This window comes from Hymenobacter elongatus (assembly GCF_004745955.1).
Classification (GTDB): Bacteria; Bacteroidota; Bacteroidia; order Cytophagales; family Hymenobacteraceae; genus Hymenobacter; species Hymenobacter elongatus.
In genome coordinates, this window is sequence record NZ_SRLD01000057.1 from 1 (window position 1) to 19450 (window position 19450).

The following is a 19450-nucleotide window of genomic DNA, read 5'->3' on the forward strand; positions in this document are numbered from 1 at the left end:
TTGCTGGCGTGAGCCGGCCTGCTCACAGGCTGCGGCGACGCGGGTGCGTAAATCAAGCGAATAAGGTTTCATATCTTACCGTACGGAAAAACCCATAAAAGGATACACCGTTCACGAAACCGCTATATCAGCGAAGACTCGTCCCAGTGGGTTCTGACAACTTTTCTGCCGCGCCTGGCCCACTTGCTCGGTGGCCGCGTGTATCTGGCGTTTCTTATGTCGCCGGCTCATTTGCAAGTCATCGACCAGGAAAATGGGGCTCCCCTGGTTTCCAATGCCGACTGCCACGTGCGCCTGTTCAGCGACGAGGGCCTGGCCACTGAATGGCTTGCCCGCCGCCGGGCCCACGAAACCAACGCGTAACCTTGCCGGGGCAAACTCCGTCAGCAGGAAAAGATAAAGACGCGCCCGGTTTCTTGTCACCCTACTTTTGCCCCTGCGCCATGTACTATGTTTTCCTCGCCTGTTTTGCCCTCGGCAGCGCTTTGCTGCCTGTAGCTCCTGCCGTGGCCCAAACGCAGGCCCCGACGACCAAAGCTCAGTCTCCGGTCACCCTGAAAGATGGCGTCATGCGGCGCGGTGGCATCACGATGCGCCTGCAGGCGGGAGAGTCGTCCCGGCTATCGGCCCCGCTCACGATGGAGAATGGCCTGACCGTGCGCCCCGACGGCATCATGATCGGCAAGGATGGCTCCCGCCAGATGCTGCCGGAGGGCAAAGCCGTGAACATGCAGGGTGTCATAGTCAACTTTACCGATGATATGATGTCGGCACCGGCCATCGAGCAGCACGCCCGCCAGGTTACGGGCGCACCCACCGAAACCCGGATTGCCGGCGGCACCCAGGAGCGGGTTTCGCAACAGCTGGCCACCGAGCTGTTGCGCACCGAGCGCCGCCTCACTCTGCTGCTACAGCTCTCTGACCGCCTGGCCGAGCGCACTGCCGCCGCCATAGGGCAAACCGCCGGCGCAACTACTATTGATGCCAGCCTCAAGGAAATTGACTCCCAGCTACGACGCTGATACTGTTTCTCAACTCGTGTGAAAGCCCGCCAAGCGGGCTTTTTTTATGTCGAGTTTGTTTAGGAAGTCTGTCGAACGTCGTGTTGAGCATGACGTTCTGAAGTGATTTACCAACTAGACTTGTTCCTGAATAAAGCGAAACGAAAAAAGGCCGTCATGCTGAGCTTGTCGAAGCATCTCTACCGCAGTGGTACTTAGCATTGCGGTAGAGATGCTTCGACAAGCTCAGCATGACAGCCAAATTTTAGCATCGGGTCCTAATTCAGGAACAAGTCTACTCCCTAAACAGCTTTGTCTCCAAATGCCGTAAACTCACTTTTGGCGGCGCTTTTTTTTCAAAGCTGCCCGCATTACTCGATAGTAGATAAGCACTATTTGATGCTTTATTTCAAAGGGCAACAATTATTTTGGGTTTGAAGCAACCACGCATTGCGAATGGTGTTGGCGTTTTCTACATTTGAGAACTGCATCTCCCTCTCCAGGAACTTTTTCGATTTCACCGGCAACTGCACTCTATGGCCTAAAGCTCTACGTTCCTTTAACCCGTAGCCTTTATGGACACCATGCAGCCGAGCGATTCCGCTCTCATATCCCTTTACATCGCCGGTAAGGAAGATGCTTTCGCCCTATTGTTAGAGCGGCACAAAAGCCGCGTTTTCACCACCATCATGCTGATTGTGCGCGATGAAGACGTTGCCGAAGATTTGCTGCAGGACACGTTCATCAAGGCCATCCACACGATGAGGAGTGGGCGCTACAACGAGGAAGGCAAATTCTCCTCCTGGATCTGCCGCATCGCCCACAATCTGGCCATCGATTTCTTTCGGCGCGAAAAACGCAGCCCTTTATTAAGTCTCGATACAACAAGTCACGTGTTTAACTCGTTGTCGTTGGCAGAAGAGGGAGCGGAAGCAACTATCACTCGTGAGGAAACCCACGCCCGTCTTCGGGAGTTAATTCAGGACTTGCCCGCAGTGCAGAAGGAAGTGCTCATCATGCGTCATTACGGCGATATGAGCTTTCAGGAAATTGCGGACGCGACCGGGGTTAGCATTAACACAGCGCTGGGGCGTATGCGTTACGCGCTGATAAACCTGCGGAAGAAGATGGCCGCACAACCCGTTTTCTATGATCAAAACCTTTACCCACGAGAAGCTGCTCCGGTACGTATACAACGAATTGCCGGCTAATGAGCACCAGGAAGTAGAGCACGCTTTGCTTCACGACGCCCAGTTGGCGGCGGCATGTGCTGATCTACTACTCGCTCAGCGCTGCCTGGAAGGCTTGAAAAGCGCCCCCAGCCAGCGCACTACCGATTCGATTCTACAGTACTCCCGCACTTTTCTTAAGGCAGGGTAAAGATTAGATACCGTCTCCGTCATCCTGATTTTGCACAAAGCCTTTGCCCGCCTGGTTCGTGAAAACGATAGTGGCTTGGCGAACCAAGGGTTGTTGCAAATTCAGGATGTCTTTTTTTGCCGTTATTTTGCCGCTCCCATTTGCCTACCTGTCATGCGCAAGCCCGAGCGGTTCCGTCGTTTTCTCGACTATTTCACCACGCACTTTCCTGAGCCCCAGACCGAGCTGCGTTACGGCAACCCCTACGAGCTGATCGTGGCCGTGGTGCTCAGCGCACAATGCACCGACAAGCGCGTCAATCACGTTATGCCGGCACTGCTGGAGCAGTTTCCGACTCCCGCGCAGCTGGCCCTAGCATCAGCCGACAATATCTTCCCCTTCATCCGCAGTATCTCCTACCCCAACAACAAAGCCAAGCACCTCGCCGGGCTGGGCCGCATGTTGGTCGACGATTTCGGGTCGGAAGTGCCCAGCACTATTGAGGAGCTACAGCGCCTGCCGGGCGTGGGCCGCAAGACCGCCAATGTTATTGTTTCGGTTATCTACAACCAGCCTGCTATGGCCGTGGATACGCACGTCTTTCGGGTATCACACCGCTTAGGATTGGTGAATAAGACAGCAACTACACCGCTGGCCGTCGAGAAGGAGCTGGTGCGTTATATACCACTCGTATTAATTCCTAAAGCGCACCACTGGCTGATCTTACACGGCCGGTACATTTGTGTTGCCCGCACCCCAAAGTGCGAAATCTGCCCGTTAAAAGGCTTTTGCAAATACTATATCACAAACTTTGGCCAGCCCGCTGCCGAAGACTTGAATGCAGCCACTACACCTAGCATCTGATAAAAACAGAAGATTCAGTACAACTTAGCACAAAACTAGTTCTCTTCGGCTTAAACGACTACGCTACTCTCCATAACCTGCTGAATAGTTTGAGCAATATGTTGCCGGTCAAATTGAGCTGCCGCAACAGCTTTTCCATTGAGACCGGCTTCAGCAAGCTTGTCCGGCTTTCCTAAAACGTCAGCCAAAAGTGTCTGTAGGGCTGCGGCGTCACCAGCGGGCGTATACCAGCCGCACTGGTATTGCTCCACCAGGGCTTTTGTCCAGCCTTGGTTGGTGACGACAACGGGCGTGCCAACGGCCAGACTGTCGTAAAATTTGGCCGGCGAGTTGGCATCCAACACGGGCAAATTCAAGAAGGAAACTACCGATATATCCGCCAGCCGGAACCAGGAGAAAACGGCGTGCCGCGGCTGGGGCGGCACCAGCCGGATAGCCGGGCACCGCACGGCGGCGGCCCGCACCAATGGCTCATGAAAGCCTAGGCCCATGAAGAGCCACACGATATCGGGCTGCACTAAGGCTAGCTGCTCGGCGGCGGCCACCAGGGTGGGAATATCGTTGGCTCGCCCGAAAGTACCCGCGTACAGGATGACGCGCCGCCCCACTAGCCCGTGTTCTGTGCGCAGCTCGGCCACTGCTGCCGGTGTAGCCTGGGCCGCTAAGTCCAGATCAGTACCATTGAGCACCGTTGTGATTTTGCTGGCCGCCACGCCCTGGTTCCCGATGTAGCGGCTCATATCGGGTGAAAGAGGCAGAATGTGGCTTGCGCTTCGGTACAGACTTTTTTCGAGCGCGAAAAGCCGCTTTTGCGCCCAGCGCGTAGGCACCGCTCCCATAGCAATAGGAAAAGAAGGCCACAGATCCTGCACTTCAAACACCCAGGGAATCTGCCGCTGGCGGGCAACCTGCGCCGCCGCCCAGGCCGCCGTCAGCGGCGTCGAAATCCCCCAGATGACGTCGGGGCGGTCAAGGCGCAGGCCTTCGCGCACGGCGTAGGCCGCGTACTGCCCAAAAGCCAGCAGCCGCCGCGAAACGCCCATCGTGTTTTGATACGGCACTTCCGCCGCCCGCATCTCCACGCCTTCCGGCAGCCACGGATACTGCTGCGTGAGGCGCTGGGCTTCCCAGGTGCGGGTCGTGATGAGCGTGACGCGGTGCGACTTGGCCAGGTGCGCCAGCAAGGAGTAGTGCCGACTCGTTGCCGGACAGTCAGGATTGGTGTGGTACTGGCTGAAAACGGCGATGTGCACGGCTATGCTGCTTATAGAGGGAGGTTCGGGCGCGCCGCCTAGTCGCGCCGCTTGGGACGGTAGCGCGACCCATTGAGAATCCGCTGCGGGTCCTTCTCGGCCATCAGCTGCGCCAGCGTCACGTTGGGATGCTCACTCATGTACTTACGCACGATCTGCCAACCCACCCACACGCCCACCCGACCAGGGCAGGTTTTGTCGATTTCAGGCACGTTGGGCCGCTCGCCCATATACTTCTGGATGATGAACGGACTCGTGCTATACAGCAGCTTCTTTTCCAGAATATGGGCCCATACCTTGCCTTCGTTGAACTGTACGTTCACCAACTCCTTATCCGTGAAACCAATCAGCAGGGAGTCGGCAGTGCAGGGCAGCACTTTTTCGGCGAAGTACAGCGACTTGCCGAACTGCACCATCTCGCTCAGCATCGATTGGTTGGTGAGTTGCTTCTGGTTGTACTTACTAGAAATGGCCAGGGCAGCCGTGGGCAGCATGTAAGGCGGCGCGTAGCGCCGCAGAATATAATCGGGCACATTGGGGCGGTAGCTAGCCTTGGGGCCAGCAAAAAAGTCCAGACTCAGCACCATCAGGCTATCATTTACAAACAGATCCTGGCTCAGCCCGCTCACGAACGTTTTGACGGGCGGTACCGGAAAAGCCGGGAAATAGTAACGCACATGTTGGAAAAGCTGCTTCAGCTCGGCCCGCAGGCTATCCGTATCACGGAAGGCCGCCGCCGATTCGCGTCCCAGCTTTTGCAGGCCGTCATTGGTCGACAGCCGCGCTAAGCTCGTAGCCAGCACCTCGTCGGAAGGAAACTGACGCCGCTGTAGAAACTGGTCGGCGAGAAGCGGCTGTTGCTGCAGAAACTGCTTCGCATCGGCTACGGTCTTGATCTGGAAGAACGGCTGCTCGAGGCGTTCCAGTTGCACCGATACGGCTACTTTGGCCACTTCCGGGTCGGGTTGGCACGTTTCGTTGGACGTGCAGCCACTCAACAGCAGGCTAATGCTCAGAAAACAAGCCAGGAAACGGCGCATGTAGGCAGGAATGTAAGTCACGCTTCTATCTTTAGGGCGAAAATAGCCAAAACGAAACGCCGAGGGGCTGACTTTCGTCTAAAGGCTGGCTCTTTTCCCATGCTTATGAAAAAATTGATTCTCTCGATGCTGGTGCTGGGTGCATCAGCCGGTGCGGCTTCGGCTCAGGTTGAAATCGGACTGAAGCTTTCACCCTCCATCACCTACTTGCGCACAGACTCCCCCTCCGCCCTGGATTTTCAGAGTGAAAAGAGCAAGCTCAGCCTGGGCGGCGGACTGGTAGTAGATTATTTCTTCGGGCAAAACTATGCTTTCAGCACTGGCCTGTGGCTGGCGGGCAAAGGTGGTACCATTACCTACCTCGACCTTGATCCAAACTCGGTGTCAACTGTTCCGAGTATCCGGCGCGAGCAGAAAATTGGCCTGCAATACCTGGAAGTACCGGTTACCGTAAAGCTGTTCACCAACGATGTAGCTACCGACGTGAAGCTGTATTTCCAATTGGGCGGTACGGCCGGCGGCGTTATTGCCACCCGCATCAACGACGAGAAGCGCTATAAGGACCCCAGCAACGGCAACGCCGAAACCGAATCCTCGAAGCACGTCATCATCCCCGACGTTTCAGCGCTGGTTGGGGCCGGTGCCGAGTATCAGCTGGGTCAGAGCACCAAAATATTTGCCGGCATCTCCTACCACCGGGGTTTGGTTAACATTGACAAGTATTTCGACAAAGACCGGGGCTTCCAGGATGTCACCCTCAAGAACAACGAAATAGCGCTGGACCTGGGCATCAAGTTTTAACCCGTGGCCTGGTAGGCTACCGATATCGACCAAGAAAAAGCCCCCGCCGCTCATCCAGAGCAGCGGGGGCTTTCTTCTTATCAGGAAGGTTTTCGCAGAAAAACCGTCAATCAATAATTTCTTCCACCTCCCGGTCCTGGAGGCGGCTCATAGCGGCGGCGGGGGAATGCAGTTCGATTTCCTCGCCCCGTTCATCCTCGATGCGGTAGTCGGTGAGGCCCAATGAAGTATCCTTCATGATTTTCACCCACTTGTAATACTTGAGATACCACTTCATCTGCTTCGACACCAATCCCTTGGTGTAGTAGGCGTGCAGGAAGGGGTGCACATACAGCGTGATGCCCGACTGGTTTTGGGTAACCAGCAGGTCTTCAATACTGTTGTCGATTTCGTCCGTTACGAGGATAGAGGCCGAAATCTTGCCCGTACCGCCACAAGTGGGGCACACTTCACCGGTCACGATGTTCTCGGCGGGGCGCACGCGCTGCCGCGTAATCTGCAGCAGCCCGAACTTGGTAATGGGCAGAATCGTGAAACGCGCTTTGTCATTCTTCATGACGTCCTTCACGGCATCTTCCACCTTTTTGCGGCTGTCGGCACTTTTCATGTCGATAAAATCGACCACGATGATGCCGCCCATGTCGCGCAGGCGAAGCTGCCGGGCTACTTCCTTGGCCGCCAGCATATTGATCATGAGAGCCGTAGCCTCCTGGTCACTTTCCTGGTTGCTCTTGTTACCCGAGTTGACGTCGATAACGTGCAGAGCTTCGGTGTGTTCAATCACCAAATAGCCGCCGCCCGGTACCGTCACCGTTTTGCCAAACAGCGTTTTCAGCTGCTTTTCCAGCCCGATGTGCTCAAACACTTTCACCTTACCGGTGTGGAGCTTGAGCAAGCCGAGCCGGTCGGGGGCTATTTTCTGGAGGTAGCTGCGCATTTCCTCATACATCGGCGCCGAGTCCACGGTAATGGAGTCGAAGCTTTCGTTGAGCATGTCACGAATCATGGAGCTGGTGCGGCCCAGCTCACCCAAGACCTTGTCGTTCGGTTTACCCGCCCGTAAGGCCTGAAAAAGCTGTTCCCAGTTGGCCGTCATGCTCTGCATATCCCGGTCGAGCTCAGCCACCTCGCGGCCTTCGGCCACGGTGCGGATGATCACGCCAAAATTGTCGGGCTTTATGGAAGCAATGAGCCGCTTGAGCCGCTCCCGCTCCGTCTTGCTGACGATTTTCTTGGATACGCTGATTGTATTAGAGAAAGGAACCAACACCAGGTACCGGCCCGCCATGGAAATATCCATCGACAGGCGTGGGCCTTTGGTAGAGATTGGCTCCTTTACAATCTGAACCAGCAATTGCTGGCCCTTTTTAAACACGTCGGCGGCCTTGCCGACTTTGTCGAGCTGCCCATCGAACTGAAAGTTCTTGAGCGCCCCGACGGTAATTTTCTGCGATTGTACGCCCTTGCTCCACTTCAGCAACGAGGGAAAATTATCCCCCAGGTCACCGTAATGAAGAAAAGCGTCTTTTTGATACCCGATGTCAATGAACGCGGCGTTCAGACCGGGCATAACTTTCTTGACCGTACCCAGGAAGATGTCACCAACGGAATAGTTGGTGTCGTTGCGGTCGAAATGGTATTCGATGAGCCGCTTATCCTGAAGCAGGGCAATCCGTTCTCCTTCCTGAGTAGAATTAATGACTAATTCGTTACTCAATGGGTCAGATAAGTTAAGAGAGCATCATAAAAGCAGCTTGCTGAAGCCCCCCAAACTGCCAAAGGGAAGCCAGTGCACCAGGCACCGGCTTCCCTTTTGAGCCACGGGAAAAGCGAATAGCTAACCACTCTCGGGATACTCTACGTGAGAGATAGACGGCTGTCAGACAGCCGCCAGCAAACCCGGAAAGGGCTTACTTCTTCTTGTGACGGTTCTTGCGCAGACGCTTCTTCCGCTTGTGAGTGGCAATCTTATGACGCTTTCTCTTTTTACCGCAGGGCATGTTTGATGTGGTTAGGGTTGTAAAAAAACTTAATTCAACTTCTGCAATTGCTCGTCCACCGAAGCCGTGAAGCCGGCGTCCGTACTCAAGCTTTTGGCCTTGGTAAAGGCCTTGCGGGCGTCTTCCTTAGCTCCGGTCAGAGCCAGGGATACGCCCAGGTAAAATTGGCCGTTGGCGTTGTCCGGATTGACGACCGTCAGTTCCCGGAAGCGTTCCACCGCTTTGTCGTTCTGGTTGCTCCGCAACGAGAGGATACCCAGATTATAGATAGCCTTTTCATTTTTGGGGTCGGCCGCCAATACTTCCCGCAACAAGGTAACGCCTTGCACCGGGTTGTCGCCGGCCATGTACGCCATACCCAGGTTGGTTTTGGCGTCGAGGTTCTCGGGGTTATTTTTCAACACCCGCTCATACATTTCCCGGGTTTTGACGCCCAGTTGCTTGGCGCGCTCCTCGGTGGTAGCAAAGCTGAAAGCTTCGTAGTACGCGTCGGCGGCCCGTTGCCAAGCCTGCTCACCGGGACGAGCCTGCGCCACCTGCTCGTAATAGTAGCCGGCACTATCGAATTTCTCGACAGCCTTATACTTAACTGCTAGGTCCGTAGCCAGCCGCAGCTTGGCATTCGGGTCGCGCTCAGCCATATACTTGGCCAGCAGGGTTCCAATTTCGCGGCGCTGCTCCGGGGCTACCGTCATGTGTGGCTGCTCCGGCGTAGCGCCATTTGGAGCCGCACCATCTACGGAAGAAGTAGAAGGCGCAGCAGCTCCGTTGTCGCGGTTAGCCGTGCGAGCTGCTTCCTGACTCAACTCTTTTTTTCCTTCTTTTGGCTTCACAATTCCCTTGGGCAACAGAAATAAGCCGGCTACCAGCGCGAGGGCGGCGGCCAAAACCAGAAGCTGATGGGATGAAGTGCGTGATGCCATGTGGAAAAAGCAGGCCGCCGGGCTCCCAATACTGGAATCCCCGGCGGCTCGGCCGGCAATGTTACGAAGAAAGAAGGTTAAGCTTGAGCCAGCTCTTTGATCTTCTTGCTGTTTTTGATTTTGCCAATGAAGGTTTTCGACGGTTTGAAGCTCGGAATGAAGTGCTCGTCGATGATGATGGACGTGTTTTTGGAGATGTTACGCGCGACTTTCTTAGCCCGTTTCTTGTTTACGAAGCTACCGAAGCCACGCACGTAAATGTTGTTGCCGTCGGCCATCGAATCTTTTACCACTTTGAAAAATGCTTCAACGGTAGCCGATACGTCGGTCTTCTCAATGCCGGTCTTGTCGGCGATTTCGGCGATTACTTCTGCTTTAGTCACGCTGGTATGTGTACTAAGGTGTGAAAAATGTATGCTGGGCAAAAAGTCCCGATTCAAAACGTAAGCCCTTGCCCGGTAAGCTGTTCGCTTGCGAATTCGGGCCACAAAGGTAGTCCCCTTTTTTGGTTTTGCAATACTTTTTGCACAATCCATTTAGCATCCCATTTCTTCTTCAAACATCTATATATCAAAGTGTTGCCTCTTTCTGTTCTTACTCCCACCCACCCCTATTTTGCCCCGGCACTCTTGGAATGGTACCCACGCCACCGCCGCGACCTTCCGTGGCGTCACACCCGCGACCCGTATGCCATCTGGCTTTCCGAAGTCATCCTACAGCAGACCCGGGTGAAGCAGGGCCTACCCTATTACCTCGACTTCATTACGACCTACCCGACCGTACAGGAGTTAGCCGCCGCGCCCGAGGATGAAGTGCTGCGCCACTGGCAGGGCTTGGGCTACTATTCCCGGGCCCGCAACATGCATTACACCGCTCAGCAGGTTGTGCGGGAGTATACGGGAGTGTTTCCAGGCACGTACAGCGAGTTGCTCAGGCTGCGGGGCGTTGGGCAGTACACGGCAGCGGCTATTGCCTCGTTTGCTTTTGGCGAGCAGGTGGCTGTACTCGATGGCAACGTGTATCGGGTGCTGGCCCGGGTATTCGGCATTGCCTCGGATATAGCTGTGCCGGCGACGCGCAAGGAGTTTCAGGCACTGGCCGATACTTTAATTCCGGCCGCCGCGCCCGCTGAGTTCAACCAAGCTATTATGGAATTCGGAGCAATTCAATGTACTCCGCTAAAGCCGGACTGCTTGTTCTGCCCGTTACAAAGCCACTGCTACGCCTTTCAGCACGGTATGGTGCAAGAGCTACCGGTGAAGAGCAAAGCCAAGGCAAGCCGTACGCGCTACTTCCATTATATAGTATTGCGCCACGGTGAAACGGTCTACTTAAAGAAACGAGGCGCTAAGGACATCTGGCAGGGCTTATATGACTTTGCCCTAACGGAAACCGATACTGCTGAGCTATCGGGGCTGGCGCTGGCAGATGCCGTGACGGCACTGGGAGGCCAACTAGCGACGGACCGGGCCGAGGAGCCAGTAGTAGCGCTACGCCACGTGCTGAGCCACCAGAAAGTGGAAGCGCGCTTTCATTGCGTATGGCTGGAGCAGCCGCTGCCTCCGGCTGCGTTAAACACCTCTGGATTAGCCCCTTTCACCCCTAGTGAAGCCCATGAATTGCCCAAGTCAGTTTTGATTGCTAATTATATTGACAAATATTGGAAATAAAAACTAAAATATTTGGACATATACACAGGATTTACTATTTTTATAAGAGGATAAACCTCTTCTATTCAATTCTTTTACCTGTTTAACAACCACAAAATGGCTGGCATCAACAAAGTAATTCTGGTAGGCAATCTGGGCAAAGACCCGGAAGTTCGGCATTTGGAAGGTGGCTCCAGTGTAGCTCACTTTACGCTGGCTACGAATGACCACTACAAGGACAAATCGGGCACTCGCGTGGAGCGTACCGAATGGCATAACATTACAGCCTGGCGCGGCTTAGCCGAAATGGCGGAGAAGTACCTGAAAAAGGGCCAGCAGATTTACGTCGAAGGCAAGCTGCGTACGCGCCAGTACCAAGATAAGGACAATCAGACGCGCTACATCACGGAAATCGTGGCCGACGAGATATCCATGCTGGGAGGACGTTCGCATGGCGACGCACAAACGGCCGGACAGGGGAGCGAGCAAGCGGTTGAGGCCCAAACCTTCCGGCAAGAGCCGGAAATCGACCAACTGCCTTTTTAGAGCTTCTTCACAAGGCTTTCTGCAAAGCCCCGGCACATCGCCTTGTCCTTACCCAAATCTTTTTCCGGCTTCCCGGAGGTAATGCCAAGGCCCTTTTTGTTAGCTGACCACGCTTGAAAAGCGGTAAACCAGATAGTCAACCGCACAAAAACGCCCTTCCAGCCACATGGCTGGAAGGGCGTTTGAGTTTTGGGTAAGGACAAGGCACATCGCCGGGGCTTTTTGCGTTGCTGCATTATATATAGTACAGTGTCATCCTTTGCTTTACCAGCGGTATCCACCCTGGGTGCGTACCCGATTCTGGTTACCTTTGAACAGTACATCTGCATTGCGCTAAATGCCTTCTTCCCTCCTCTTACGTACTCTGAGTGTTGTTTCGGTTTTTGGCATGCTGCTGACCAGCTGTTCGTCGCCAGCCGATTTCACTCCCAAGCCCAGAGGCTACAACCGCATCGACCTGCCGCCGCCCAGCTACCAGCAGCTGGCGGTCGGGCACCCGTATACGTTTGCTTATTCACGCCAGGCCAAAGTGCTGCGCGACTCCTCCTATCTGGCCCAGCCACACTGGATTAACATATACTATCCGCGCTTGCAGGCCAATGTGCAGATTACGTACATGCCGGTGAAGCACGACCCGAAGCTGCTAAACCGCTTGCTGGAGGATGCCCGCAAGCTCACGGCCAAGCACCAGATTAAGGCCTCCGCTATTGATGAGAGTGTGATTGAAACGCCAAGTGGGCTGCGGGTGGCTGTTTTTGAGCTGTCGGGAGAAGTGCCCAGCCAGTTTCAGTTTTACACCACCGACAGCACCACGCACTTTTTCCGAGGCGCCTTGTATTTCCGCACCGCTACAGCTAACGATTCCTTAGCTCCGGTTATCGACTACGTGAAGAAGGATGTAGTGCAGATGCTCAACACGCTGAAATTTCGCTAGCCTGACTTCTCTCCCAACCGCCTTAGACTTTAGCTTGCGGCTTCTTCATGAGTAGCTTTTTCAACACCAAAATCGAGAGTTTGCGGGGAGTAGGCACCCAGCGGGCCACGCTGCTGCAAAAGGAGCTGAACATCTTCACCTACGGAGACCTGATTCAGCGCTACCCCTTCCGCTACCTCGACCGCACGCAATTTTACACCATCGTCGATTTGCACGAAGACCTACCCTACGTGCAGGTAAAAGGCATCTTACGCAACCGCGAGGTCGTTGGGGAGGGCCCCAAGAAGCGGATGGTGGCCAAAGTGTCGGATGGTAGCGCCGAGCTGGACTTGGTCTGGTTTAAGGGCGTGAATTATCTGGAGAAGGTAATCAAGAACCACCAAGAGTACATTGTCTTCGGCAAACCGACCGTGTTCAATGGTCGGCCGCAAATGGCCCACCCCGACCTGGAGGAAGTATCCGAAGCCAAGCCGGGCCAGAGCTTTTTGCAGCCCGTGTACAACACAACCGAGAAGCTCAAAAACTACCACCGCATCGATAGCAAGGCTATTGCGCGGATGACGGGCGACCTGCTCAAGATTGCCCTGCCCCACGTGCAGGAGTCGTTGTCGCCGGACCTGATCCGGCAGTACAGCCTGATGGGCAAGGCCGAAGCCTACCAGCAGATTCACTTTCCGCAGAGCACGGAGCTACTCCAAGCGGCTCGGTTTCGGTTGAAGTTTGAGGAGCTTTTTTACGTGCAGCTCAAGCTGTTGCGGCAGCGTGACCAGCGCAAAGTGGCGCTGGCCGGGCAGATTTTTAAGGAGGTGCCCACGCTGGTGAACTTCTACAAAAATCACCTCACTTTCGACCTCACTGGTGCCCAAAAGCGTGTAATCCACGACATCTACAAAGATTTCTGCCTCGGCAAACAGATGAATCGCCTGCTGCAGGGCGATGTAGGCTCGGGCAAAACCATTGTCGCCTTCATTTCCATGCTCATGGCCGCCGATAATGGCGCTCAAAGCTGCTTGATGGCTCCCACCGAAATTCTGGCCGACCAACACTACGTGGGTCTTAAAGTGTATGCCGACCAGCTCGGCATCACCCTTGGCAAACTCACGGGCAGCACCCGCACGGCCGACCGGCGCGTACTGCACGAGCAGCTGCGCGACGGCACGATGCACATGCTGGTCGGTACGCATGCGCTGCTCGAAGATGTGGTGCAGTTCCGCAACCTGGGGCTGACCATCATGGACGAGCAGCACCGCTTTGGCGTGGCTCAACGCTCGAAGCTGTGGCAGAAGAACCCGCACGTTATTCCGCACGTGCTGGTAATGACGGCCACGCCCATTCCGCGCACCTTGGCCATGACGTTGTATGGCGACCTGGATGTGTCGGTAATTGATGAGCTGCCAGCGGGCCGCAAACCAATCGTAACCGTGCACCGCTACGACTCCAATCGGCTCAAGGTGTTTCAATTTCTGCGCGACCAGATCAATCTGGGGCGGCAGGTATACATCGTGTATCCTCTGATCGAGGAATCGGAAACTCTAGATTATAAAGACCTCACCGATGGCTACGAAAGCGTGGCACGGGCATTTCCCGAGTTTCAGATCAGCATTGTACACGGCCGGATGAAGGCCGAGGAAAAGGACTACGAGATGCAGCGCTTTGTGCGCCGCGAAACTCAGATTATGGTGGCTACCACTGTTATTGAAGTGGGGGTGAACGTGCCCAACGCCTCCGTCATGGTCATCGAAAGCGCCGAGCGTTTCGGCCTGTCCCAGCTGCACCAGCTACGGGGCCGCGTAGGCCGCGGGGCCGACCAGAGCTACTGCATCCTGATGACGGGCTACAAACTCAGCAAAGACAGCCGGACGCGTATCGAAACGATGGTGCGCACGAACAATGGCTTCGAAATAGCGGACATTGACCTGAAGCTGCGCGGCCCCGGCGACCTGATGGGCACCCAGCAAAGTGGCGTTCTGGACCTGCTCATCGCCGATCTGGCCAAGGATGGCCGTATCCTAACCGAATCACGGGCGGCGGCCCAACAACTGCTGACCGAAGACCCCAGCCTGGGAATGCCCCAGAACCTGAACATCCGGCGCCACATCGAATCGTTGCCCGCTACGGCCGTCAACTGGAGCCGCATCAGCTAGCGCTGCGCAGGGCCAGTAAAAACGATTGCGCATAAAAAAGGCGACTTAATAAAAGTCGCCTGCCGGTATTACTCGAATGCTTCCGATGATCGGGAAGAAGTGGATGGGGCCGTTGCTTGCCAGAGCCGACTGCCGCCGCCATGCGAGGTATTTACTAGCCTTACCTGTCGGGTAAAAAACGAAGCAGCCTGAACCGGCGCAGCCTGAACTTGCTTTGCGGTTGCTACTGGCGTGGCCGACTGTTTGGCCAGCCGTCCACCCACAATTAAAGCGAAGAGTAAAACGAACTTGAGTAGAAATTTCATAGTGTTGGAATGCTAAGCAGTTAGCGGCGCGACCAGAACAAAGTTTAAGCCAAAAACCGGAGTCGAAAGGAAAAAAGCAGAATTTTGGGTGATATCAGCGCCTGTTCCGCGCCGAGTGACCAGCTGGCGTGGGCACCATACGTATTCAAGCAAAGATTGTATCGCATCTCGTTTTTGCAATATTACCTCTACCCCCAAGCTGCTTTTTTCCTGTTACTTTCTGGCAAAGTAAACGGATGTCGGCCGCAAAAGTGACTATCCTAACGTTATGATAGCGTGAACAAATGGTGATGACCCGGGCCGGTTGCCGTAGGGGAGCGTGGCCTTTACGCGAAGCCAGCAGAGTTGGATACCTTTGGAGAGTACATTTTTTTGTCTTTTGTAATTTTTCTCACTTAACTACCTTTTACCATGCGGCTTACATTTTTCTTAACCGCTGGCACGCTGTTGGTCAGCCTGCTCACGGCGTCCCCTGCCGTTGTAGCCCAGAAGGTAAAATCGGTATCCTTCAGCTACCTGCCCGAGCAGGCTGAAGACCGCTACAACCAGCGGGTTACGCGCAAAATGCTTCCCCTAAATGGCGGCGGCTTCATAATTCTGGCCCACAAGTCGGCGACGCAATATGCCGTGGAGCGCTACGATGCCGACCTGAAACAGCTCTGGACAGCTCCCCTAGCGGTGGGAGAAGGAGAAAGCGTGGAGGCATTTGGCCGGGGTACCGAGCAAGCCTTCGTGGTAGTTCATCAAAAAGATAATGCCAACCAGAACCTCTCGGCGGTGCTTATCGAACTGCGCACCGGGCAGAAGGCTACCGCCAGGAAGCTGCTCGACGCGGCGGCCCGCGACCGGCGGCCCGGCGTGTCCATCTCCCCCGACGGCACCAAGCTGGTGGCCTACCGCTACCTCACCCGCGACAGCCAGATCAAGGCCATCAGCGCCGCGGTGTACGACCAGAAGCTGACCAAGCTCAAGGACCGCACCTATGACTTTCACGACTTGGGGGCCATCTTCTCTCCCACCATCTATATCGGCAACGACGGCGCGCAGTACGTTACGCTCATCAGCGACCAGATGAAGAAGCTCACCGTGCGCCGCTACCGTAACGACAATCCCGACACCAAGGTGATGTCGGTGGCCGTGGGCGGCAGTTTCGGCGGCAAAGCTGTGACGGTATTCGACGCCAAGTTTGGCTTGCAGCCCGATAACACGCTCTATGCCGCCGCCATTTGCACCGAACGTGAAACCGGCCAGTATTATAGCCTGAAGGTGGTTAAGTTTGACTTTACGGGCGAAGGGGACATGAAATTTGCCCCGGAGTTCCGCTTTACGCCCGAGTATCTGGCGGAGGTAAACAAAGCGGGCCAGAGCAGCGCCAAACGCCTGGAAGACGTGTACCTGGCGGACTTGCTGCTGACACCGGAAAAGCAGTTGGTGGTTATTGCTGAGAAAAAATATGAAGAAGGCGGCGACGAGTCGCCGGTGCACGCCCGGGAGTTGCACGTGTTTGGCTACAACGAATTTCAGAGCCCCACCTGGCATAGCATTATTGCCAAAGACCAGGTAGCGCCGCCTGCTGAGTCTTTTACCGGTATTGGCTTCCGCGCCTCCGTGTTCGGCCCCGAGGTGCAGATTCTCACGCAGGAGAAAATCAACGGCAAATCGGACCTCTACGTGCGGCGCGTGAATGCCCAAACAGGGGTGGTGACGCCGGCCAAAGGACTCGGCCTAAGCGTAGCCAGTGACCAAAACCTGGCGTACGTGAAGGATTTCACTGGCTGGCTCGATGCTAAAACCATCATTGGCGTGAGCCGCCCGAGCAAGAAATCAGCGGCGCTACAGCTGAACAAGATTGTGATAAAGTAAATGCTAAGCCTGTATCTACTGCCCGATGAAGCTGCTGAACCGCGTCCTGACGCTCTAGAACAACTTACCCCGTTGGGCACCCTTACGCCGAAAACCTTCCGGCAGCGGCAGGCGCAGCGGCGGCTGGAAAGTCGGCTCGATTATTCGTTCGGCTTTCGCTGGTCCAGCAGCTTGGTCGGGGCTAAGCTCCAGTTGCTGCCCAGAGGTGAAATAGTGTTGGGCCGCGAAGTGCTGGCTCTGCCAGCCGCCCGGCTGGTAGCCGGCGAAGTCCAGCTTCCCCTGCAAACGCTTCGCCCCGGTAGCTACACCCTGCGCGTGCAAGGCACCGACTTCACCCTTACGCGCCAGTTTGTGCGGGCCAAGTAATAGCGGACACCGCCACACGATGAAGACGTAAGCACAAAAAAGGAGCCCCTGAATCAGGGGCTCCTTTTTTATTCAACCAAAACAATTTTATTCCTTAGAAGCTGTACTCGTTGGCCTGAATCAGCTGATCGGCAATGCGACGACGAGCTTCTTTGGCATTGTACAGGTCAGCTTTGGTGAAGCGCTTCAGACCCATTGCCAGCAGCTTCTGCTCGTCGCCTTCCGTCATGGTGCCAATGGCATCCTTGCCGAACTTGTTAACCATGTCCACCGTGTCGTAGAGGTACACGCGGGCAATGTCGATCTGCTGAGCTACTGCCTCTTCGCCCTTGATACCAGCCTCTTTCTCCACGCGCAGGATGGTGCTTTCGGCGGTATAGACCTTAATGGCCATGTCGGCAATGTTCATCAGTACTTCCTGCTCTTTGGCGAGCGAGTTCATGTACTTCTGCACGGCCGTGCCAGCCACCATCAGAATTGCCTTTTTCAACTTGGCAATGGTTTGCTTCTCAGTAGCAAACAAGCCGGTTTCTTCTTCGGTATTGAAGTCCGGAATTGCCATCAGCTCCTGCTGCACTGCCTGGGCCGGGCCCATCAGGTCCAGCTCGCCTTTCATGGCCTTCTTCAGGATCATGTCGACGGCCAGCATGCGGTTGATTTCGTTCGTGCCCTCGAAGATGCGGTTGATGCGCGAATCCCGATACGCGCGGTCCATCGGGTAGTCGGCCGAGAAGCCGTAGCCACCATAGATCTGCACGCCTTCGTCCACCACGTAATCGAGCACTTCCGAGCCTTCTACTTTCAGAATGGCGCACTCCACGGCAAACTCGCGGGCCGCACCCAGCAATGCCTCGTTGTGGCTCTGCCCTTTGGCCAGCAGCTCCTGCTCCATGCGGAAGATGTCCATGCCAGCACGATAGATAGCCGACTCAACCGCGTAAATCCGCACGGCCTGCTGGGCCAGCTTATACTTGATAGCGCCAAACTTGCTGATCGGCATTTTGAACTGCACCCGCTCGTTGGCATACTTCACGCTCAGCGTAGCGGCCATCTTGGTAGCACCCAGGCAGGCCGCAGCCAGCTTAATGCGGCCAATGTTCAGGATGTTGAAGGCAATGAGGTGACCCTTACCAATCTCGCCCAGCACCGCCGACTTCGGCACCTTCGCATCCGACAGGAACACCTGACGCGTCGACGAGCCCTTGATGCCCATCTTATGCTCCTCGTTGCCGAGGCTCAATCCGGGCGTGTTTTTCTCCACGATAAAGCCGGTGAAATGCTCCCCGTCAATCTTGGCGAATACAACAAATACGTCGGCGAAACCACCGTTCGTAATCCACATTTTCTGGCCGTTCAGCACGTAATGCTCCCCATCTTCGGTCAGCACGGCTTTGGTCTTGGCACCCAGGGCATCGGAACCCGAGCCGGGCTCAGTGAGGCAATAAGCACCCATCAGCTCCCCATTAGTGAGGCCGGGCAAGTATTTGGCTTTCTGCTCTTCGTTGCCGAAGTACAGGATAGGCAACATGGCAATACCCGTGTGGGCCGCGAAAGCCACCGGGAATGAGTGGCCGCCACCGACGCCTTCCGTCACGCGCAGCGAGGTTGGGAAGTCCATATCCAGGCCGCCGTACTGCTCGGGGATGCTTACGCCGAACAAGCCCAGCTCACCCGCTTTTTCCATCAGGCCACGCATCAGGCCCTCCTCGTGGTTGTCGAGGCGCTCCAGCAGGGGGTGCACTTCTTTATCCACGAAGTCCAGCGCGGTCTGGTGCATCATGTTTTGCTCCTCCGAGAAGTCGGCGGGCGTGAATACGTCTTGGGCGTCGGTTTCTTTGATGAGGAACTCGCCGCCTTTTACAAGCTTGTGGGATACTTCCATGGCCAGGGTGAGAGGTTAGGTTAAGGAATTTTGAATTCGAAAGTCACTAGTAAACTACTCGGCTTGCCTACTAGTTTAGAACACAGCAGGGCCAGAATACATTCGTACCGAAATATACGAAATTATGTTATGCTTGCCGAGTACTTTACCAAAAAAGAAGCCTCATTGTGCTGAAGCTTCTCTTTTGGGATTTAGGTGCGAAAAGGACCGTAGTAGGCATCAATCAACTCCGTGCTGGTGGCCTGCGCTACTTCGGGCCGCGCCTGCAGCCACTGCTGAAGCTGTTGCTGCTTTTCCTGGGCCTGGGCCTGCGACAAGCGCTTCACCGGCGTCGCCGCAAAGTCATCCAGCGCACCGCCGATGATAAGCTCGAATTCCTCAATCTGCTCTAACCTTGACTTTAGCCTTTTGGGGGTTGGTAAGGAGGCAAAAAAGAAACCCGCCGGGTAGGGCAGGCTTAGCTTTGGGTAACGACACCGTTCTGCTATGCCCACCTTCCCCCGCGAGTTTCAGACCGTAA

The 19450-nt window shown here is 55.4% G+C and carries 19 protein-coding genes; 11 read left to right on the plus strand and 8 right to left on the minus strand.

The features are described 5' to 3' along the window. Positions 1-216: 216 nt before the first annotated feature. From E5J99_RS21455 to nth, 4 genes are all read left to right on the plus strand, one after another. A complete protein-coding gene (locus E5J99_RS21455; protein ID WP_167852244.1) occupies positions 217-363 on the plus strand; it encodes a hypothetical protein in 147 nt (48 codons plus the stop codon). A gap of 80 nt (positions 364-443) precedes the next feature. Beyond that, entirely contained in the window at positions 444-1022 is a 579-nt protein-coding gene (locus tag E5J99_RS19500) for a DUF6799 domain-containing protein (protein ID WP_135499489.1), read from the plus strand. A 554-nt stretch (positions 1023-1576) separates the two neighbouring features. Further along, positions 1577-2212, plus strand: a complete 636-nt coding sequence (locus tag E5J99_RS19505; protein ID WP_135499490.1) for an RNA polymerase sigma factor — start codon at positions 1577-1579, stop codon at positions 2210-2212. A gap of 322 nt (positions 2213-2534) precedes the next feature. Continuing rightward, positions 2535-3224, plus strand: a complete 690-nt coding sequence (gene nth / locus E5J99_RS19515) for an endonuclease III (RefSeq protein WP_135499492.1) — start codon at positions 2535-2537, stop codon at positions 3222-3224. 50 nt (positions 3225-3274) lie between these two features. Here the strand turns inward: nth and E5J99_RS19520 are convergent, their stop codons facing one another. Both E5J99_RS19520 and gldB read right to left on the minus strand, forming a co-directional pair. Beyond that, positions 3275-4477: a glycosyltransferase family 4 protein gene (locus tag E5J99_RS19520; protein ID WP_135499493.1), complete on the minus strand. Its 1203-nt coding sequence runs from the start codon at positions 4475-4477 to the stop codon at positions 3275-3277. Positions 4478-4515: 38 nt separating this feature from the next. Continuing rightward, complete coding sequence (gene gldB / locus E5J99_RS19525; RefSeq protein ID WP_245319128.1) at positions 4516-5517, minus strand: gliding motility lipoprotein GldB; 1002 nt, start codon at positions 5515-5517, stop codon at positions 4516-4518. 105 nt (positions 5518-5622) lie between these two features. Between gldB and E5J99_RS19530 the strand changes: the two genes are divergently transcribed. Further along, positions 5623-6318: a porin family protein gene (locus tag E5J99_RS19530; protein WP_167852245.1), complete on the plus strand. Its 696-nt coding sequence runs from the start codon at positions 5623-5625 to the stop codon at positions 6316-6318. 106 nt (positions 6319-6424) lie between these two features. On the opposite strand, the gene E5J99_RS19535 is transcribed toward E5J99_RS19530, so the two are convergent. The 3 genes from E5J99_RS19535 to E5J99_RS19545 form a co-directional block, all read right to left on the minus strand. After that, the gene (locus E5J99_RS19535) at positions 6425-8035 is read right to left on the minus strand and encodes an Rne/Rng family ribonuclease (RefSeq protein WP_135499495.1); all 1611 of its coding nucleotides are present in this window, start codon (positions 8033-8035) and stop codon (positions 6425-6427) included. Between the two features lie 312 nt (positions 8036-8347). Next, positions 8348-9205 (minus strand): tetratricopeptide repeat protein, encoded by an 858-nt coding sequence (locus E5J99_RS19540; protein ID WP_245319131.1) that lies wholly within the window; start codon positions 9203-9205, stop codon positions 8348-8350. 113 nt (positions 9206-9318) lie between these two features. Beyond that, on the minus strand, positions 9319-9777 hold the full coding sequence (locus tag E5J99_RS19545) for an HU family DNA-binding protein (RefSeq protein ID WP_262713068.1): 459 nt from the start codon (positions 9775-9777) through the stop codon (positions 9319-9321). Positions 9778-9819: 42 nt separating this feature from the next. Between E5J99_RS19545 and mutY the strand changes: the two genes are divergently transcribed. Both mutY and E5J99_RS19555 read left to right on the plus strand, forming a co-directional pair. Continuing rightward, positions 9820-10911, plus strand: coding sequence for an A/G-specific adenine glycosylase (gene mutY / locus E5J99_RS19550; RefSeq protein ID WP_245319133.1), 1092 nt, complete (start codon positions 9820-9822; stop codon positions 10909-10911). A 96-nt stretch (positions 10912-11007) separates the two neighbouring features. Next, complete coding sequence (locus E5J99_RS19555; protein WP_135499499.1) at positions 11008-11436, plus strand: single-stranded DNA-binding protein; 429 nt, start codon at positions 11008-11010, stop codon at positions 11434-11436. On the opposite strand, the gene E5J99_RS21660 is transcribed toward E5J99_RS19555, so the two are convergent. Next, a complete protein-coding gene (locus E5J99_RS21660) occupies positions 11433-11672 on the minus strand; it encodes a hypothetical protein (RefSeq protein ID WP_210114492.1) in 240 nt (79 codons plus the stop codon). The genes E5J99_RS19555 and E5J99_RS21660 overlap by 4 nt on opposite strands. 101 nt (positions 11673-11773) lie before the next feature. Here E5J99_RS21660 and gldD point away from each other — a divergent pair, with 101 nt between their 5' ends. The 4 genes from gldD (at position 11774) to E5J99_RS19575 (ending at position 17048) form a co-directional block, all read left to right on the plus strand. Then, positions 11774-12370, plus strand: coding sequence for a gliding motility lipoprotein GldD (gldD, locus tag E5J99_RS19560; protein WP_135499500.1), 597 nt, complete (start codon positions 11774-11776; stop codon positions 12368-12370). A gap of 47 nt (positions 12371-12417) precedes the next feature. Continuing rightward, positions 12418-14514 carry an ATP-dependent DNA helicase RecG gene (gene recG, locus E5J99_RS19565; RefSeq protein ID WP_135499501.1) on the plus strand — a complete coding sequence of 699 codons (2097 nt, stop codon included), beginning with the start codon at positions 12418-12420 and terminating at the stop codon, positions 14512-14514. A 716-nt stretch (positions 14515-15230) separates the two neighbouring features. Then, a complete protein-coding gene (locus E5J99_RS19570) occupies positions 15231-16682 on the plus strand; it encodes a hypothetical protein (protein ID WP_135499502.1) in 1452 nt (483 codons plus the stop codon). Between the two features lie 72 nt (positions 16683-16754). Then, positions 16755-17048, plus strand: coding sequence for a hypothetical protein (locus tag E5J99_RS19575; protein ID WP_135499503.1), 294 nt, complete (start codon positions 16755-16757; stop codon positions 17046-17048). A gap of 94 nt (positions 17049-17142) precedes the next feature. Here the strand turns inward: E5J99_RS19575 and E5J99_RS19580 are convergent, their stop codons facing one another. Together E5J99_RS19580 and E5J99_RS19585 are read right to left on the minus strand one after the other, a co-directional pair. Continuing rightward, positions 17143-18930 carry an acyl-CoA dehydrogenase family protein gene (locus E5J99_RS19580; RefSeq protein ID WP_135499504.1) on the minus strand — a complete coding sequence of 596 codons (1788 nt, stop codon included), beginning with the start codon at positions 18928-18930 and terminating at the stop codon, positions 17143-17145. A gap of 191 nt (positions 18931-19121) precedes the next feature. Further along, a complete protein-coding gene (locus E5J99_RS19585) occupies positions 19122-19424 on the minus strand; it encodes a 50S ribosome-binding protein YggL (RefSeq protein ID WP_135499505.1) in 303 nt (100 codons plus the stop codon). Positions 19425-19450 lie beyond the last annotated feature (26 nt).

Bases quoted from the DNA above. Each gene is read 5' to 3' on its own strand.
- nth (WP_135499492.1), top strand. From the start codon at position 2,535: ATGCGCAAGCCCGAGCGGTTCCGTCGTTTTCTCGACTATTTCACCACG.
- E5J99_RS19500 (WP_135499489.1), top strand. From the start codon at position 444: ATGTACTATGTTTTCCTCGCCTGTTTTGCCCTCGGCAGCGCTTTGCTG.
- E5J99_RS19555 (WP_135499499.1), top strand. From the start codon at position 11,008: ATGGCTGGCATCAACAAAGTAATTCTGGTAGGCAATCTGGGCAAAGAC.
- E5J99_RS19530 (WP_167852245.1), top strand. From the start codon at position 5,623: ATGAAAAAATTGATTCTCTCGATGCTGGTGCTGGGTGCATCAGCCGGT.
- gldB (WP_245319128.1), bottom strand. From the start codon at position 5,517: ATGCGCCGTTTCCTGGCTTGTTTTCTGAGCATTAGCCTGCTGTTGAGT.
- E5J99_RS19570 (WP_135499502.1), top strand. From the start codon at position 15,231: ATGCGGCTTACATTTTTCTTAACCGCTGGCACGCTGTTGGTCAGCCTG.
- E5J99_RS19545 (WP_262713068.1), bottom strand. From the start codon at position 9,777: ATGGATTGTGCAAAAAGTATTGCAAAACCAAAAAAGGGGACTACCTTT.
- E5J99_RS19580 (WP_135499504.1), bottom strand. From the start codon at position 18,930: ATGGAAGTATCCCACAAGCTTGTAAAAGGCGGCGAGTTCCTCATCAAA.
- gldD (WP_135499500.1), top strand. From the start codon at position 11,774: ATGCCTTCTTCCCTCCTCTTACGTACTCTGAGTGTTGTTTCGGTTTTT.
- E5J99_RS21455 (WP_167852244.1), top strand. From the start codon at position 217: ATGTCGCCGGCTCATTTGCAAGTCATCGACCAGGAAAATGGGGCTCCC.
- recG (WP_135499501.1), top strand. From the start codon at position 12,418: ATGAGTAGCTTTTTCAACACCAAAATCGAGAGTTTGCGGGGAGTAGGC.
- E5J99_RS19505 (WP_135499490.1), top strand. From the start codon at position 1,577: ATGGACACCATGCAGCCGAGCGATTCCGCTCTCATATCCCTTTACATC.
- E5J99_RS21660 (WP_210114492.1), bottom strand. From the start codon at position 11,672: ATGCAGCAACGCAAAAAGCCCCGGCGATGTGCCTTGTCCTTACCCAAA.